Genomic DNA, 16764 nt, shown 5'->3' with positions numbered 1-16764 from the left:
CAGAACCTCGGCGGCATGCAGCCGTTCCGACTGCTCAGGGGGCGTCTCGCTTGTAGGGGTCAGACAAAGCCGTCAGCTGAGAGCCACCTCACATCGGAAGGTGGCGCATGCCCTCCCCGGAGTGACACGGAGGCGCAGACGGCGGCTTGTGGAGACGATCTCGACGGGGTCGTCGGCCCGGATCACCGTGCGGACCGGGTGGTCCCAGGTGATCTCCAGCGGCTCCCCCGTGCGCGGGGGCTCGCTCACGCAGAGGGTAGCGGTGCGGCCCTCGCGGCGGAGCAGCACGCCCGCTCCCGCCGTGGCGGTGAGCGGGCCCGCCGTGCCCGCCTGCCAGAAGTTGGCCGCCGTCAGGCCCAGGGAGGGGACGTGGACGGCCTGGCGGGTGGCGTCGTTGGCGAGGACCGACAGCCAGTGGGGGTCGGCGGCGCGGGCCGCGACGAGGCGGCGGGAGGCGCCCGGCATCAGGACGTAGGCGTAGGACGCGTCCGTCGGGTCGGTGCCGTGGTCCAGCCAGAGGGTCTGCCAGCGGCGGGTGGCCCGCTCCGTCGTACTGGTCGTGTTGATGTCCGACCAGGCGCCGGTGCGGTCCTCCCGGAGGGCGCGCAGGTCGCCGTACGGGAGCAACCAGCCGCCGTGGCCCTCCAGATGGGCCCAGCCCCGGCCCCGTACGAAGGTCTGGGTGCCGTTCTCCCCCAGGTTGCGGTTGTCGACGACCGTCTCCACCGGGACGCCGTCGGTGCAGCTGATCCCGGCGCCCAGGCAGATCACCGCGTCCGCGACGCAGAACCATGACTTACGGGCCTGGAGGGTGGAGCCGAGGCCCTTCAGGTGCTGGCCGATCGCCGCGTACTCGCCGTCGGTGGTGCCGCCGACCCAGCGGACGTCGGGCTTGGGCTCGCCCCACTCGCCGCCGGCCTTGTCGGGGAGGCGGAGGGTGGAGACGGTCGTGCCCGGGAGGCGGTACCAGTCGACCGTCGGCCAGTACCAGTCGGTGTACTGGTCCCCGCGGCCCGGCGCCCACCAGTAGAGCATTCCGGCGCCCGTGTGCCAGCCGCGCGGGTTCTCGCCGTTGCCGCACTCGTAGGACGCGATGCGGTCGCTCACCATGGCGATGTTCGCGACGAAGCCGGGGCGGCGGTGGACGGCGCGGTCCATGGCGGCGAAGAGGTGGTGGCCGACGGGGTCGGGGGCGGCGGGGACGGGTGAGTCGGCGACCCTGTGGAGGCGTGCGAGGTCGGCGACTCCGAACTGACGGGCCGTCAAGATCGGTGCGACGGTGTCGCGTTCGAGCCATCCCTTGATACGGCCGTACCAGCGCTCGCGTTCCGCCGCGCTCGCGCCGCCCGCGAGGAGGGCGATGGCGGCGATGACGCCCTGGCCGTGGAAGTGGTCGCTGCGCATGACGTGCCGGTCGTCGCTCTTGAGGTAACCCCGGCTGATGGCACGGCCGTTGACGCTGTCCATCATCAGGCCGTCGTGGATCAGGGGGGCGTAGGCGTGCTCGACGCCGTCGAGGACGATCTGGCGGTTCGGGTCGGTCACCTCCCACTCCGAGCCGGCAAGGAGGGCGAAGAGGCGGCCCAGGCCGTCGAGGAGGACCTGGCCGTACGTGCCGGAGTAGGCGACCCAGGTGTGCTGGACGAAGGAGCCGTCGGCGTAGAGGCCGTCGCCCTGGACGACGTGAGGGAAGACGGGTGAGAGGGCGTCGCGGGCGAGGGCGATCTTCTCGGGTGCCGTCCCGAGGATGCCCCGGAGGGCGACCGAGCGGCACAGGTCCACGCGGTTGGCGCCCGTCGACGTACCGGAGTAGTCGGTGAGCATCGCGTCCGGGATGAAGTGGTCGACGGCGGCGCAGGCGGCCTCCCGCTGGGTCTCGGAGAGGTGGTCGTGGAGGGCGGCCGTGGTGTCCATGAGGAGGCGGGGGCTGCCGATCTGCCATTCCCACCAGTTGCCGTAGCGGGTGGTGGTGGGGTTGTAGATGGTCGCCGAGAGGTGGTCGAGGCCGCGGAGGATGTCCGCGAGGAGGGTGTCGTCGGCGGTGGAGCCGGTGCCCTGCTGGAGGTAGGCCTGGGTCATGGTCCACAGGCGGCTGTAGCTCTGGGTGATGCCGGACGGGGGGTCGTACGGGTAGCCGGGCCACAGGGAGGTCGCCGTCGGGTTCATCGTCGTACGGAAGGCGCGGGCGAGGGTGCCGGTCTCGGCGAGGCGGGTGGCATAGGGCTCGGCGGTGGGGTCGTAGCCGGTGCCGAGGGCGATGTCGAGCCAGCGCAGACGGAGGGTGGCGTACGGGTCGGGCGCGGCGGCGCGGGTGACGGGGGTGGCCGTGGCGAGGAGCGCCGCCGTGAGTAAGGCGGCCCGGCGGGTGAACCTGAGGGGGCCTCTGGGGTGTCGGTTCATGCCCTGGGCATCTACCACCTCAGTGTCATCACGCCAACACCTTGCGGATGATGTTGAAACTTGAACGGAATAGGTCTACGGTCGTTTGCGTTGGATGATTCAACGTTCAACTTCTGGACTTCCCGTCTTCCCGACTCCTAAGGAGCACGTCATGGCGAACACCGACCTGACCGCCCTGACCGGCGACTACGCGATCGACACCTCCCACTCCACGATCGGCTTCACCGTCCGCCACGCGATGGTCACCAACGTCAAGGGCAAGTTCGTCGACTTCAGTGGCTCGCTGCACCTGGACGGCGGCGACCCGGCCGCGTCGACGGCCTCCATCGACGTCAAGATGGAGAGCATCGACACGGGCTCCCCGGACCGCGACGGGCACCTCAAGAGCGCGGACTTCTTCAAGATCGACGAGTTCCCGACGATGACCTTCCGCTCCACCAAGGCGGAGGCCCTCGGCGACGAGGACTACCGCATCACCGGTGACCTCACGATCCTCGGCACCACCAAGCCGCTCACCATCGACCTCGAGTTCAACGGCGCCGCGAAGGACCCGTTCGGCAACGAGCGCGTGGGCTTCGAGGGCAAGGCGGAGATCAAGCGCTCCGAGTGGGGCCTGACCTGGAACGCCGCGCTGGAGACGGGTGGCGTGCTGGTCTCCGACAAGATCAAGCTCAACTTCGACATCTCGGCGATCAAGAACGCGTGACGCGTCTTCCCGGAAGCCGCTGACTCGCTGAGTTCCTGAGCGCGCCCGCCCTCGTGTTGCCGAGGGCGGGCGCTCGGCGTCTCAGGCCCGCGCACGCTCCAACTTCGTGACCACCATGGCGACTTGGGCCGCGCGGCTCTCCGGTGTGAGTGCCTGGAGCGCGCCGAGCATCAGCTGGTAGCGGTCCGACTTCCCCAGCGCCTCGAACGCCGCCCTGGCCCGCGGACTCCCCTCCAGGGCGGCGGCCACGTCGTCCGGCACGCCCGCCTCCTTCTGGGACGGATACGCCGCCGCCCACCGCCCGTCCGCCTTCGCCGCGTCGATCTCCGCGAGGCCGGCGGCACGCATCCGGCCGTCCGCGATCAGCTCGTCCACCCGCCGGACGTTGACCAGCGACCAGAGGCTGCCGCGCCGGCGCGGAGTGATGCGCTGAAGGAAGTACGTGGCGTCCAACGCCTTGCGCTGGCCGGTGATCCAGCCGTGGCAGAGGGCTACGTCGTTGACCTCGGCGAAGCCGACGGAGGGGATGCCGGAGGCCTTCTTCGCGACCTTCACCCACAGGCCGGGGTGCGGGGCGGGGTGGGCGGTGAGCCAGGTGTCGAGGTCGTCGGCGGAGGTGAAGGGGAGGGTGAGGGTGGGGATAGGGGTGAGGGTGGAGATAGGGGTGGGAGTGGTCTGGGCCCCGGGTGCGGTCATGAGGCCAAGCTAGGCGGGGAATAGGACAGAAACTGTCCGCTATGGCGGCCCGGAACCCGACCCCGGTGGATCTTGGCTGAATACGGCCATGGGGCATGGGGCGCGTCGCTACCGTGCCGGGAATCATGGGAAGTGACATGGCGGACACCGGTGTCCGCGAGCAGCGACAGATGGGTGCCGTGGGCTGTGGGGCCCGGGGTACGGGGTGTTTCCTGCGGATCGCGGGGTTCTTCGCGGCGATGGGTGGGGCCGGGCATCTGCGGGCCCCGTCGGTGTACGACTACTCGAGTCCCGGGAACGCGATCTGGACCGGGGTGCTGATGATCGCCGGGGGGATGGCGGCGGTCGTGGCGGGGTCGCGGCTGGCCCGGCACGGGCGGCGGCACACCGCGCGGGTGATCGAGGACCCGAAGGCCCTGCCGGACCGGAAGTTCACCCTCTTTCTGCGGCCCTTCGACGTGGATCAGCCGATGTCCGAGGTGGTGCCCGCGGCCAGGGTCAGCCCCCGTCAGCGGGTCACCCACACCACCGGGCGGACGTACGAGGAGGATCTGGCGCGGCTGCTGCGGCGCAGGTTCGGCAGGGTCGTGGCGGTCGGCAAGCCCGGTGAGCGGCTGCCGCTGCCGGGTGCGAGCCGGTTCTATCTGCCGCTTGCCGAGTGGCAGGCGCCCGTCAGCGATCTGATCGGCCGGGCGCGGATCGTCACGCTGGTCATCGGCGCGAGCGAGGGGACGCTGTGGGAACTCACCGAGTGTGTACGGCTGTTGCGCCCCGAGCGGCTGCTTCTGCTCGTGTTCTCGGACGACCCCCGGTTCGAGTACGAGCGGTTCCGGTACGCCGTACCGGCCGCCTTCGAGAAGCGGTCGCTCGAACTCGCCGCGGAGGGGCTGGAACCGGTGTTCGCTCCTGAGTTCCCGCCGTTTCCGCCGATGCACAATCCCGACTCGCTGGTGCGGGTGTCGGGGCTTCAAGGGCTCATCCACTTCGATACGGCGTGGCGGCCGACGGTCGTCCGGTGCGACCACTCCGCCTACTGGTCCCTCACGCTCCAGGGACGGCAGTTCAAGGTGTACCGGCGGCGCGTTCTTCCCGTGCTCAAGCGGCTCGCTCGCGAGACGGCCGAACCGCGGGAGGAGAGGGCTGGCCGAATCTCCCCCCTTGTGTGAGGTCTCACAGGGTTCTCATAATCCAGCAACAGATTTGACCTGCCCATGCCAGCAGATGGGCTTCTCTTTGCTGTTTCTCTTGGCATGCGCATGTCTTCTTCCACCCCCCACGGAAGGCAGAACGTTGAAGAGACTCCTCACTGCCCTCAAGAGATCCGCGGTTCTCGGCGCGGCGGCTCTCGCGATCGCCAGTCTTCAGCCCGTCTCGGCCGCGCAGGCCGCTCCGGCTCCCGTCGTCGGCGGGACCCGGGCCGCGCAGGGCGAGTTCCCGTTCATGGTCCGGCTCTCCATGGGCTGTGGCGGGGCGCTCTACACACAGCAGATCGTGCTCACCGCCGCGCACTGCGTGAGCGGGTCCGGGAACAACACCAGCATCACCGCGACCGCGGGGGTCGTCGACCTCCAGTCGACCAGCGGGCGGGTGCAGGTCCGCTCCACCAAGGTGCTCCAAGCCCCCGGCTACAACGGCACCGGCAAGGACTGGGCGCTCATCAAGCTCGCCCAGCCGATCAACCTTCCTACGCTGAAGATCGCCACCAACTCGACGTACAACACCGGGGACTTCACGGTCGCCGGGTGGGGTGCGGCTCGGGAGGGTGGGGCTCAGCAGCGGTATCTCCTCAAGGCGACCGTGCCGTTCGTGAGTGACGCGACGTGTCGGGCGTACGGCGGGTCGTACAGCGGGCTCGTCGCGAGCGAGGAGATCTGCGCCGGGTTCGCCTCCGGCGGGGTCGACACCTGTCAGGGGGACTCCGGTGGGCCCATGTTCCGCAAGGACAGCGCCGGGGCCTGGATCCAGGTGGGCATCGTCAGCTGGGGCGAGGGGTGTGCCCGGCCCAACGCGCCCGGGGTGTACACCGAGGTGTCCACGTTCGCCTCGGCGATAGCTTCGGCGGCGTCGACGCTCTGACGGGCGGGCGTCGAGCTGACTTCGTACGAACTTCCGCGGGTCCGGCGTGGGTTGGCGCCGGGCCCGTGTGCGTGGGAGCCGGACCCGGTGCGGGGAGCCCTCCTGGTAATCGATGGCCGGGTACCAGTCGCCGCGACCGTCCGGAGTGAGGTCGAGGAGGTTCCAGACCGGGGTGAGGAGATCGATTCCGCGTTCCTTGATGTCCTCGGCCATGCGAGGGTGGGCGGAGTAGAAGTGGCGGACCGTGCCGTCACTGTCGCGGGTGAAGACGGAGACCGTGGATACCTGCGCGCCGTCCTCGTCCCCTCTGCCGAGGTCGTCCGGGGCCAGCCGCGAGTGCGGGCGTACTGCCGGAGGGTGGGCGGGTCGGTGGCCGCCGCGAGGACGAAGTCGGCGTTGCGGGTGACGTGGTGGGCGATGCCGTTGTAGCCGTCGATCCGCATCGACACATCGGGCAAGGGTCGGTCTGGAGCTTGCCGTACATGAAGTGGCAGATGATCAGGGGGCGTTGGGGAACCTGAACAGTTCACCGAGACGGACCTCGCGGACCGGTGTGACGTAGACGTCGAGGTCGGCGGGACCTTCGACGAAGGTGTAGTCGTCGACGGGCGGGCCCTGAGGGAGCGCCCTCCGCAGAGCGGCCACCTTCTCCTGGTGGAGGCGTGCCGCATCATTCGCGTCCTCCCGGGGTGGGGCCCCGTGGCGGTTTCGAGTCCACGACGGGGGCTTGGCCGTGGCTTGCCGGTCACTCGCCCTCGTACAGGCGCTTCAGATCGACCAGGACGACTTCCGCCCTTGCCTCCGCCGCTTTCAGGTCCTCGGTGAACCCGGCTCCGCTGAAGCAGACGAGTCGTACCGCCGAGGTGTCGGCTCCGCGCCCGGCGAGCAGCGCGGCACAGTGTCGTAGCCGCTCCAGATGACCGAGGCCCATGACCTGGTCCCACTTGGCTTCCCCCAAGGCCAGCAGGACCCCGTTGTCCTGGCCCACGGCGCCTCGCACGACAACGTCGATCTCGTGGCTGGTGCGTGCGGCTTGGTCCGGCACCGTCCCGTACGAGACGTCGATCGGCATGCCTCCGAAGGTGTCCGGTGCCGCGAAGTGGGCCACCCATTCGCGGCAGGTCTGCTCGAAGTGCGGCCCCACGATGGCCGACAGGAAGCGCGCGCGGGAACTGGCCCATACCTGCTCCGCCCTGCCGCGATCCAACAGAGGGAGTTTGGGGCGGGAAATGGCGTGGTCGAAGACGATGAGCGGCTCGGCCACGCGGTAGACACTTCGGTTCTTGCGGAAGGCGTCCGCCTCCCGGCGTACGAGGCCGCAGTCCTGCAGGACGGTGAGGGGATGAGTGATGTCGCTGATGGGCCGTTCCAGACAGCCGGCGATACGCCCGGCGGTGGCGTTGCCGGAAGCGAGCGCCGCGAGTACGGAGTGGTACAGCGCGCGGTCGCGCAGATCGGATTCATCCGCCAGCAGATACCGGGCCTCGCGGTAGAGGGGTGAGCGCGGGGAGAGCGCCGTGCGGCAGATCCAGGCGTCGAAGTCGGCCAGGTCTTCGGGGACATCGTCGCGGACGAACTCACGGCGGTAAGCGGGCGTTCCGCCGACGACGCTGTGCACGAGCAGCGCGAGTCTGGGATCGTCGATGCCCCAGAAGGCCGCGGCCTGCCTGAAGTCCAAGGGCTGCACGATGAGTTCGAGGCCGGCTCGGCCACGCAGAGGGGAAGTCCCACTGAGCAGTTTTCCCATGAAGGACAGGGAACTGCCACAGAGAAGCAGCCGGGTGCGGGACTTGAGCCGCTCCGGCCGCCGGGGGCCGTACGCCACCTGCACGATCGAGGGCAACGACGGGGTCGCTCGGGCCAGGTAAGGGAATTCGTCGATCACTACGGGGACGGGCCGCTCCTTGCCCAGGGCGAGCAACGCGTCGACGGCCTGCTCCCACCGGTCGAAGCGCATCGGGGCGACGCTCCCTGCGTACTGGCCGAGTTCCTCACCGAAGCGACGCAGCGATTCGGCCTCCGTCGCTTCATACGCACAGAAGTAGAAGCCGCCGGCGGCTCGGGCGAGCGAGTCGAGGAGGAAGGACTTGCCCTGTCGACGCCGCCCGGAGACGACGGCCATCGTCGCCTCGGGCCCGCCGTCGGCGGCGAAGGCGGTCAGCTCGCTCCATTCCCAGTCGCGGGCGAACATGTCAGGGGGTTTGCGCAGGTGGGGGGAACGACTCATCGGCTGCCTCCAAGCTGCCATTAAGGGAAATACGTTTCCCGGAAACATGCTTCCCTTAACGAGAACAGGTTGAGATCGTCACTCTGCTGTCTTCGCCCCGCACACCTTGCCGAGAGGATCACAATGGGTGGCATGACAGAACGGGGGCAGAGGGCAACCGAGGTGCGAGGCGACCACATCGACTTTCGCGGGAGCACCTTCCTCGGACCGTTCACAGCCAAGGCCGAGCCCGAGAACGCCGAGCCCTCACTGTCCGTTCTTCCATCGGCGCCCGCCGCGTTCACCGGACGCGATGCAGAGGTCGCCAGCCTGCTGCACGTTCTCGATCCCGATGCCGACCGCGGAGACGAGGCCGCGGACATGATCGCCGTCGCCGGACTCGGTGGTGTCGGCAAGACCGCACTGGCCCTGCACGTCGCACACGCGGCGCGCCGACATGGGTGGTTTCCCGGTGGTGCGCTCTTCATCGACCTTCGCGGCCATGACGACGCACCGACAACGGCGGACCACGCGGCGCTGACGCTATTGCGGGCACTCGGTGTCCGCGAAGCCGAGATGCCGCCGACCGCAGACGACCTGTACGCGCGGTACAGGCTCGAACTTGCTTCCCGTCAACCCATGTTGATCGTCCTGGACAATGCGTCTGGTCCAGCGCAGATCGCCCCTCTCGCGCCAGGGGAAGGCCAGGGACACCGGGTCCTGGTCACCTCGCGAGATGTCCAGGACTCCCTTCCTGTACGGCAGTTCGTGATTGACGCCCTCACCCCTGACGCCTCGTGCCTGCTCATCGAACGTGCGCTGCGTAAGCACAATCCAGGTGACACTCGCGTCAAACATGAACCCGCCGCAACGCGTGAACTTGCCGAGCTGTGCGGCCACTTGCCGCTCGCGCTGCTGATCGTCACGGCAATGCTGCGCCGTCGGCGGACCCGTCCGATCGCCACTCTCACGACAGAACTCCGAAAGGCGACCGACCGGGTGCGGGCCCTTGAGTGGGACGGAGTCGACCAGTATCGGCGAGAGCTTGCTCTGCGACCGGTCTTCGACGTGATGTACGCCCGGTTGGAGCCGGAACTCGCGCGCGTAGTGCGCTTGCTGGGGCAGGTTCCCGAAGAAGGGATCGGCACTGCCTCAGCGGCCCACCTCGCAGGACTGCCGGAGGAGCAGCTGGAATTGCTGCTGGAGGATCTCACCGCCGCTTCCCTCCTGGGCCCTCCCGGCCATGCCGGTCATCGGCGCATGCACGACCTCGTGCACCTGTACATCCGAACAGTCGTCATGACGGACCCGGATCTGCTCATTGAGGCGACCGAGGCCAGAGGGAGACTGCTGAAGTACTACTACCCAGCAGCTCTGGAGGCCAAGTTCCAGATCCAGGAGCCCGACAGAGCGTCCACATGGTTCCAAGGCGGACGGAACCACGCCCTGAGCTGGCTGGACTCCGAGCGGCCTGGGCTGCTGGCGGCTGCGCGCTGGGCCGACACCGATGACAGGATGCAGGCCAAGATAGCAATGTGGTTGGCCCTGTCCATGGACACGTACCTGGAGCTGCGTCACGCCTTCGACGATTGCGCAACCCTCGCGGAAGCCGCGCGTGACACCGCACGCAGGCTCGACGCTCCCGAGGCTGAAGCGCTGGCGTGTGACATCCTCGGCGGGGCGCTCACACGTCTACGGCGATTCGACGAAGCCTTGGACGCCCATGATCACGCGCGGGACCTCTACCTGAAACTCGAAGATCTCGACGGCCAGGCCAAGACATGGCACAACGTCGCACTCGCATTGAGCGGGCTACGTCACCACGACGAGGCTCTGGAAGCGAAGGAACACAGTCTCCGCAGCTATGTGGAGCTGGGGGACATACGTGGAGCTGCCACGGTCCGCACCAATGTCGGCATCTCTCTGGATGAATTGGGACGGTACGAAGAAGCCCAGGCCGCTCTGGCACAAGCGCTCGCCGAACACAGCGCGGCCGGCAATCGAACTGGAGAGGCAACCACCTTGAACAGCCTCGGCCTCGTTCTGCTCAAGCTCGGCCGCCATGACGAGTCCGTCACGACGCTGAGACGCGCCCTCGGCTTGTCCGCCGAACTCGGCGAATGGCATCTCAGGGCGAAGGTGTGGAACCACTTGGGCCTGACCCTGCAAGGTCTTGGCCTGCACGAAAAGGCCGCCGAAGCCCATCGACGGGCTCGGGACTGGAACGGATTCCTAGGAGACACGCACACAGAGGCGACGGCGTGGCTCAACCTCGGCGGCGCGTATCTCGGACTGGGTAGTAGCGAGGACGCTTTGGACGCATTCCAGCAAGCGCTCAAGTTGTTCGAAGAAACCGAAGACTGGTTCTACGTCGGAGGCACCTTGAACAACATGGCAGGGGTCTACGCAGTCACGAATCGGCCGGTGCGCGCCAAGTCCGCTTGCACAGCTGCTGCCGCAGCCTATGAGCGGGCCGGTGCCGCCGCGCAGGCGGCCGAAGCACGACGTCTCGCGGAGTTGTTGTAATCGGCTCCCGGGCCACGAACTCTCCCCGTTTACGCAGAGGCCACCAGTAGATCAAAAGCCCCCGCCGAAGTCCCCGCCACCCCCACCGAAGTCCCCTCCCCCGCCATCGCCGAAGCCGCCCCCGAAGTCACCGGAGTTGAAGTCCGCGCCCGACACGTCGCCGCCCTCGTAGCCTCCCGTGCCGAAGTCGCCGTAGCCGGAGCCGTAGTCGGCTGCGTAGGAGGGGGTGGACATCATCGAGCCGAGCAGGGTGCCGACCAGGAGGCCTGGGAGGAGGCCGCCGCCGAAGTAGCCGCCGGCCCAGGGGCCGTAGGCGGGGCCCGCGTCCCAGTACGGGCGGCGGCCCTCAGGGGTGTCCACCTCTCTCATTACCGGGTCGCGGCCGTCGGCCAGGCGGGTCGCGTCGGCCGCGCAGACGGGGACCTCGCGAGGGGCGCCGTTGGGGGGTGTCCAGGGGGCGTCCGTGACCGAGGGGCCGTGGCGGGGGTCGAAGAAGCATGGGGGGCGGCGTTCGGGGAGGGGGGTGCCCTCGCGGCGGGCCGCGAGTTGGGTCAGGGAGAAGCGGCCGTCTTCCAGGGACTGGGTGACCGGTCGTACGTCTTCCGGTTTCGTCGCCGCCGCCATCAGGCGTTTTGCCTGTTCGTAGGCGTCCAGCGCGCGCTCGTAGTCCGCGCGCATCGCGTCGTCGGCGCCTGGTTCGGCGGGGTGGAAGTCGAGGCGGTCCAGTTCCTCGCCGTACGCCGTGATGTCCTCGTCCACCACCACGCGCAGCTTCTCCAGGGCCGCCCGCTGCTCCTCCACGTGGCGGCGGCGGTTGCGGCGGACCAGGGCGTACGCGCCCGCGCCGCCCGCGACCACGACCGCGCCCGTGGTGATCAGGGCCGTGGTGGGGACGCCGCCTCCGTCATTCGACGATTCGCCCCAGCTGGACGGGGCCGTCCCGCCCATGTTCGCCAGCGCCCTGTCCGTGAAGTCGTCCAGCTGGGTCCTGGCGTTCTGCTCGCCCTGCACGCTCTTCACCAGGTTGCTCACGGCCGTGCGGGACAGGACCGTCGAGTCCGCGCGCGCGTCAAAGCGGTCGCCGAGGCGGATCGCGTACAGGCCCGTCACGCCGGTCGCGGTGCGCAGGTTCTGGAACAGGTCCTGGGTCGGATAGTCGGCCGGGAGGACCGCCACGAAGAGCGGCTTGTCGGCGTCCTTGATCTGCTTCGCCAGGACGTCGGCCTCTCCGGAGGAGAGTTGTGCTGACGCCGCCGGGTCGACGTAGACCGGGTTCTCGCGCAGGGCGTCGGCGATCGTCGAGACGCTCGTCGCCGCCGAGGCGGGCGGGGGTGACAGCCACAGGGTGGTCAGGGCCGCCAGCACCAGGGCCGCGAGCAGCCCTGGGAGGCTTCGGGTCCGTGGGGCGGTCCCTGCGACGGACTTCATACTTCGAAGCTACCCGAAGCCTCCCAAAACAGCCTCAGACGGTCGTCGACAGCTTCAGGCCGTCATCAACAGCCTCAGCCGGTCGGCGCCGCCCGGAACGCCTCCGTCAGCTTCTCCACCGCCTTTCCGTACCGGCCGGTCAGGAGGAGGTGGTCCGCGTCCGCGAAGGGCGCCGCCGTCGCCGCCGTGATCGGCTTCTGCTGGACGATCAGCCTCGCCTTCTTCACCAGCGCCCGGCCCTCGTCGTCCGCGCCCGTCCGCTCCGCGACCGCCGCCGCGATGCCGAGCGCCTTCAGCGTGGCCGCGCCCCCGTCCGGGACCTTGGTGAGGGTGGTGAGGCCCCAGCCGTACGGGAACTGGGGATCGTACGACGTGTCGCCGACGTTGATCGGCAGCTGGGCCTCCGACTTCGGCCAGGTGAGCGGGAGTTGGCCGGTGTAGGGGCGCTTGCCGTAGAGGACGTCCGCGACTCCGTCGCCCTCGGTGCCGGGCAGCCAGGAGGCGACGAGCGCGTCGATCTCGCCGAGCCGGTCGCCGATGAGCTGGGGGCGGCCGGAGACGATCAGCACCGCGCACTTCATCGCCGCGCACACCTTGTCGACGGCTGCCTTGTCGGCGGCGGACAGTTCGAGATCGTGGCCGTTCCCCACGTCGCCCACGCCCTCGGCATAGGGCGTCTCGCCGACCACCACGACACCCACGTCGTAGCCGGTCGTGGGGGTGGAGGCGTCCTTGGAGTACGTCAGCTGCGTGGCGTTCTTCCGCAGCGCCTCCAGGATCGTCGTGCCGGGGACGATGTCGCCGGAGGAGCCCTGCCAGGTGACGGTCCAGCCGCCGGTCTGGTTGCCGATGTCATCGGCGTTGGAGCCGGCGACGTACACCTTCTGGGACTTCCGCAGCGGCAGCAACCCGCCCGCGTTCTTCAGCAGCACCTGCGACTCGGCCGCCGCCTGCCGGGCCACCGCGCGGTGTGCCGCCGAACCGATCTCCGAGGCTCCGCTCGTGTCGGCGTACGGCTTCTCGAAGAGGCCCAGGCGGAATTTCTGGGTGAGGATGCGGGATACGGCGTCGTCGATGCGCTGCGCCGTGATGCGACCGGCTTCCGTCTCGGCCACGAGGGTGGCGTGGACGTCCTTGTAGGCGTACGGGGCCATGATCATGTCGAGGCCCGCGTTGACGGACGTACGGACGTCGGAGGCGCGGTCGCCGGGGATCTGGTCGATGCCGTCCCAGTCGCTGATCACGAAGCCGTCGAAGTCCATACGGCCCTTCAGCACGCCGTTGATCATGTCGGCGCGGGCGTGCATCTTGACCGGGCCCTGGCCGTCGCCGAGGACGTCGAGGGAGGAGTAGGACGGCATGACCGTGCCGACGCCCCGGTCGACGGCGGTGGCGTACGGGGAGAGGTGGACGGCCTCCAGCTGTTGCCGGGTGACGTGGGTGACGCCCTGGTCGATGGTGTACGAGCCGGTGGTGGAGGAGCCGTAGGTCGTGCCGCCGTCGCCGACGAAGTGTTTGGCGGTGGCGAGGACCTTGTCGTTCTCCTTCAAGTCCCGTCCGTTCGCGGCTCCTTGGAGGCCCTGGATGACCGTCTCCATGGAGTCGACCAGGGCCGGGTCCTCGCCGAAGGACTCGTAGGCGCGGCCCCAGCGTTCGTCGCGGGAGACGCAGAGGCAGGGGGCGAAGTCCCAGGGGATGCCGGTGGAGCGGACCTCGGCGGCCGTCACGGCGCCTGTCCGCTGGGCGAGTTGGGGATCGCGGGTCGCGCCGATGCCGATGTTGTGGGGCATGACCGTCGCGCCGACCAGGTTGTTGTGGCCGTGGACCGCGTCTACTCCGTAGATCAGGGGGATCTGGAAACGGGTTGCCTGTGCGCGGAGTTGGAAGCCGTCGATCATCTTCGCCCACGCCTCGGCCGTGTTCGGTGTCGGTGTCGAACCGCCGCCGGAGAGGAGCGACCCGAGGGCGTACGCGGTCACGTCACCGCCGGCCGCGACGGCTCCGCGCTCGGCCTGGGTCATCTGACCGGCCTTCTCGGCGAGGGACATACGGGAGAGGAGATCGGCGACGCGCTTCTTGACCGGCAACTTGGCGTCGAGATACGGGAGTCCGTGGGCGTCGATGACGACCTGCGGAGTCTCCGTCGGGGCCTTGGCGCCCGTGACGGTGAGCTTGAGGGGGATCGTCTCGGCGGACTCGGCGGACTTGTCCTTGAGGGTGCGGATCCGGAGGGTGTGGCTTGTGCCGGATGCCGTGCCTGCGGGGAAGGTGAACTCGCCCTTGACTGCGGTGTAGTCACTGTCGGACGCGGTGCCGCCGACCGTCTCGTAGGCGACGGTCACGGGGTCCTCGACGGGGGCGGAGCCGGTGGTGGCGAGGGTGACCTGGACGGATGCGGTAGCGCCTTCGCTGACCGGGTAAACGGCCGCGTCGGTGGTGACGGTGGCGCGCAGGGACTGGTCGGCCTTGCCGTACAACTCGACGTCGTCCATGGCGAATTGGCCCGGTGTGCCGACGGGGAGGGTGACGGCGTATCCCCAGGTCTCGGTGAGGCCGAGGACGTGGTCGATGCCGCCCACGGGCTGGTAGTCGGTGCGGTAGACGAAGTCCGTGAACGGGATCTCGATCTGCTTCCAGCCGGTGAAGTCGTCCGTGAAGGACGTCGTCCACAGCTCGGAGGCCTCGCCGTTGGCACCGCCGTCCTTCAGCTCGAAAGCGACCTTCTTGCCGTTGTTCTGGCCGTCCCACCAGAAGCGGATGCCCTTGTGGGCGGACCAGTCGTGGGCGGGTTCGGCGAAGGCGAAGTCGTGCGTGAAGCCGCCGTAGCCGCTGATGTCGTAGGTGCCGGAGAGGACTTGGGTGCCCTCGGGGGCGTCCGCGCGGGTGCTGAGCTGGAGTTGGGGCGGGTCGTCGGTGTCGCTGCCCCAGGTGAAGATGCCGCCTTCCGGTGGGCCGGCGAAGGGGACCTCGCCTTCGAAGCGGTCGACGGGGACGGGGGCCGGGTCGTCGGCGGCGGCGGTTTGGGCGGATGCGGATGTCAGTGGCAGCAGGGCCGATAACAGGGTGGCTGAGGCGAGCAGGGCGGTTCTTCGCATGGAGCGTCCCCCTTGGCTCTCGTGGTTCTCGTGGCTCTCGTAGTCCACTCATGACTTACCTCACGCCGTGAGTGAACTGGTGACCCAGCAGGCCGTCAAGGCAGTCGGCAGCCCCGGAATTCGCACCAGACGACTTTGCCCGGATCCCGTTGCCGTACCCCCCAGTTGTCGGCCAGCGCGGCTACGAGGATCAGGCCTCGGCCGCCCTCCGAGTCGGGATCGGGATCCGGGGCGGGGTCCGGGATGCGGATCTCGCCCGGGCCGCTGTCGGCGACCTCGACGAGGAGGACTCCGTCGGCGGTGAGGGTCAGGTCGAGGCGGAAGCAGCGGGTCGCCGGTACGCCGTGCAGGAGGGCGTTGGTGGCCAGTTCGCTCACACAGAGGAGTACGTCGTCGCTCCGCTCGGTCAGGCCCCAGTCGGTGAGGGTGATGCGGGTCAGATCTCTGGCCACGGCTACTGACCTGCGGTCGCGGGGGTAGAGGGCGGTGCGGGCGTGGAGGGGTGGGGCTTCGGTGTTCATGGGGCGACTGTCACAGGGAGTGACTATGGTGGAGCAGTGAGTGAAGTCGTAGTTCTCATTACTACGACCTCACTACGAGGACTTGGGGTGTGTACGGGGGAAGGGGTTGGCCATGGCGAAGAGGGTCAGTTCGTGGCGCGCGGTCGGGGCGCTTGTGGCGCACTATCGGAAACGAGCCGGTTTGACGCAGGAACAGCTCACCGAGCGGGCGAACATCAGCGTGGACACGGTGGGGTCCATCGAGCAGGGACGGCTGGCGTTGCAGCCGGACCGGGCGGAGCAGTTCGATGAACTGCTGGGCACGGGCGGGGCGTTGGCGGTGCTGGTGGACAAGATTCCGGTGCGGGAGAAGGTGGTGCAGTTCGCGCAGTCGTTGGTGGAGCACGAGCAGGAGGCGTACAGCTTCCTGTCGTATCAGAGCCTGGTAGTTCCCGGACTGCTTCAGACCAGGGACTACTGCCGGGCCGTCTTCGATTACCGGTACCCGGCTATCGGCAGCGAGACGGCCGATCAGTGGGTGAGCGCGCGTATGGAGCGGCAGTTGGTGCTCCAGCGGGAGCAGCCGCCCGTGTGCCACTTCGTCATCGAGGAGAGCGTTCTGCAACGGGAGGTCGGCGGACCAGAGGTGATGCGGGAGCAGTACGAGCAGATCCTGGAGTACACCGAGCCCGTTCACATGAGCTTCCAGATCATGCCGACGAATCGGGCGCCGCACGCATGCCTCGACGGCCCGTTGGTGCTGCTGGAGACGCCGGATGACAATCGACTGGTCTACCTGGAGGTCCAGCGCACGAGCTTTCTCGTCGATGAGCCGGAAGAGGTCCGGGGCTATGAGCTGAAGTATGGAATGCTGCGGTCACAGGCCCTCTCGCCGGATGAGAGCGCGCGCTTCTTGCATGGATTGCTAGGAGATCGATGAGCACCGCACTTCACTGGTTCAAGTCCAGCTACAGCGGCAGCGAGGGCGGCGACTGTGTCGAGGTCGCCACCCAGCCTGCCGCGATCCACATCCGTGACTCCAAGAACGCCGGGCCCAACCTCACCGTGGCGCCCGGCACTTGGGCCGCCTTCCTCGGGCTCGCTCGCCAGGAGGGGCACGTCTAGGGAGCC

The 16764-nt window shown here is 68.7% G+C and carries 13 protein-coding genes and 1 pseudogene; 6 read left to right on the top strand and 8 right to left on the bottom strand.

Going from position 1 to position 16764, the window contains the following annotated elements:
• Positions 1 to 72: 72 nt before the first annotated feature.
• Complete coding sequence (locus ABZ928_RS16100; RefSeq protein ID WP_361518629.1) at positions 73 to 2400, bottom strand: polysaccharide lyase 8 family protein; 2328 nt, start codon at positions 2398 to 2400, stop codon at positions 73 to 75.
• Positions 2401 to 2551: 151 nt separating this feature from the next.
• On the opposite strand from ABZ928_RS16100, the gene ABZ928_RS16095 reads away from it, so the two are divergent.
• On the top strand, positions 2552 to 3106 hold the full coding sequence (locus ABZ928_RS16095) for a YceI family protein (RefSeq protein ID WP_361518627.1): 555 nt from the start codon (positions 2552 to 2554) through the stop codon (positions 3104 to 3106).
• A gap of 81 nt (positions 3107 to 3187) precedes the next feature.
• Here the strand turns inward: ABZ928_RS16095 and ABZ928_RS16090 are convergent, their stop codons facing one another.
• A complete protein-coding gene (locus tag ABZ928_RS16090) occupies positions 3188 to 3802 on the bottom strand; it encodes a YdeI/OmpD-associated family protein (RefSeq protein WP_361518625.1) in 615 nt (204 codons plus the stop codon).
• A gap of 125 nt (positions 3803 to 3927) precedes the next feature.
• On the opposite strand from ABZ928_RS16090, the gene ABZ928_RS16085 reads away from it, so the two are divergent.
• Positions 3928 to 4968 carry a hypothetical protein gene (locus tag ABZ928_RS16085; RefSeq protein WP_361518624.1) on the top strand — a complete coding sequence of 347 codons (1041 nt, stop codon included), beginning with the start codon at positions 3928 to 3930 and terminating at the stop codon, positions 4966 to 4968.
• 124 nt (positions 4969 to 5092) lie between these two features.
• The gene (locus ABZ928_RS16080; RefSeq protein ID WP_361518623.1) at positions 5093 to 5878 is read left to right on the top strand and encodes a serine protease; all 786 of its coding nucleotides are present in this window, start codon (positions 5093 to 5095) and stop codon (positions 5876 to 5878) included.
• Positions 5879 to 6016: 138 nt separating this feature from the next.
• Here the strand turns inward: ABZ928_RS16080 and ABZ928_RS16075 are convergent.
• The 3 genes and pseudogenes from ABZ928_RS16075 to ABZ928_RS16065 all read right to left on the bottom strand — a co-directional run.
• Positions 6017 to 6208 (bottom strand): annotated as a pseudogene (locus ABZ928_RS16075) (DUF899 family protein); the annotation flags it as partial.
• A gap of 168 nt (positions 6209 to 6376) precedes the next feature.
• Positions 6377 to 6523 carry a hypothetical protein gene (locus ABZ928_RS16070; protein WP_361518621.1) on the bottom strand — a complete coding sequence of 49 codons (147 nt, stop codon included), beginning with the start codon at positions 6521 to 6523 and terminating at the stop codon, positions 6377 to 6379.
• A 100-nt stretch (positions 6524 to 6623) separates the two neighbouring features.
• On the bottom strand, positions 6624 to 8105 hold the full coding sequence (locus ABZ928_RS16065; RefSeq protein ID WP_361518620.1) for an ATP-binding protein: 1482 nt from the start codon (positions 8103 to 8105) through the stop codon (positions 6624 to 6626).
• Between the two features lie 132 nt (positions 8106 to 8237).
• Between ABZ928_RS16065 and ABZ928_RS16060 the strand changes: the two genes are divergently transcribed.
• Complete coding sequence (locus ABZ928_RS16060; protein WP_361518619.1) at positions 8238 to 10610, top strand: tetratricopeptide repeat protein; 2373 nt, start codon at positions 8238 to 8240, stop codon at positions 10608 to 10610.
• A gap of 51 nt (positions 10611 to 10661) precedes the next feature.
• Here the strand turns inward: ABZ928_RS16060 and ABZ928_RS16055 are convergent, their stop codons facing one another.
• The 3 genes from ABZ928_RS16055 to ABZ928_RS16045 all read right to left on the bottom strand — a co-directional run bounded on the left by ABZ928_RS16055 (position 10662) and on the right by ABZ928_RS16045 (position 15654).
• Entirely contained in the window at positions 10662 to 12038 is a 1377-nt protein-coding gene (locus ABZ928_RS16055; protein WP_361518617.1) for a hypothetical protein, read from the bottom strand.
• Positions 12039 to 12112: 74 nt separating this feature from the next.
• Entirely contained in the window at positions 12113 to 15133 is a 3021-nt protein-coding gene (locus ABZ928_RS16050; protein WP_361518615.1) for a glycoside hydrolase family 3 N-terminal domain-containing protein, read from the bottom strand.
• A 95-nt stretch (positions 15134 to 15228) separates the two neighbouring features.
• A complete protein-coding gene (locus ABZ928_RS16045; protein ID WP_361518613.1) occupies positions 15229 to 15654 on the bottom strand; it encodes an ATP-binding protein in 426 nt (141 codons plus the stop codon).
• 112 nt (positions 15655 to 15766) lie between these two features.
• Here ABZ928_RS16045 and ABZ928_RS16040 point away from each other — a divergent pair, with 112 nt between their 5' ends.
• Entirely contained in the window at positions 15767 to 16573 is an 807-nt protein-coding gene (locus ABZ928_RS16040; protein ID WP_361518611.1) for a helix-turn-helix transcriptional regulator, read from the top strand.
• Complete coding sequence (locus tag ABZ928_RS16035) at positions 16570 to 16758, top strand: DUF397 domain-containing protein (protein ID WP_361518610.1); 189 nt, start codon at positions 16570 to 16572, stop codon at positions 16756 to 16758. The genes ABZ928_RS16040 and ABZ928_RS16035 overlap by 4 nt, the downstream gene beginning before the upstream one ends.
• Positions 16759 to 16764: the final 6 nt, after the last annotated feature.

Source organism: Streptomyces sp. NPDC046909, from assembly GCF_040644695.1.
Taxonomy (GTDB): Bacteria; Actinomycetota; Actinomycetes; order Streptomycetales; family Streptomycetaceae; genus Streptomyces.
Note: the sequence above shows the minus strand (reverse complement) of the source record. Positions and strands in the feature narration are given on the sequence as shown.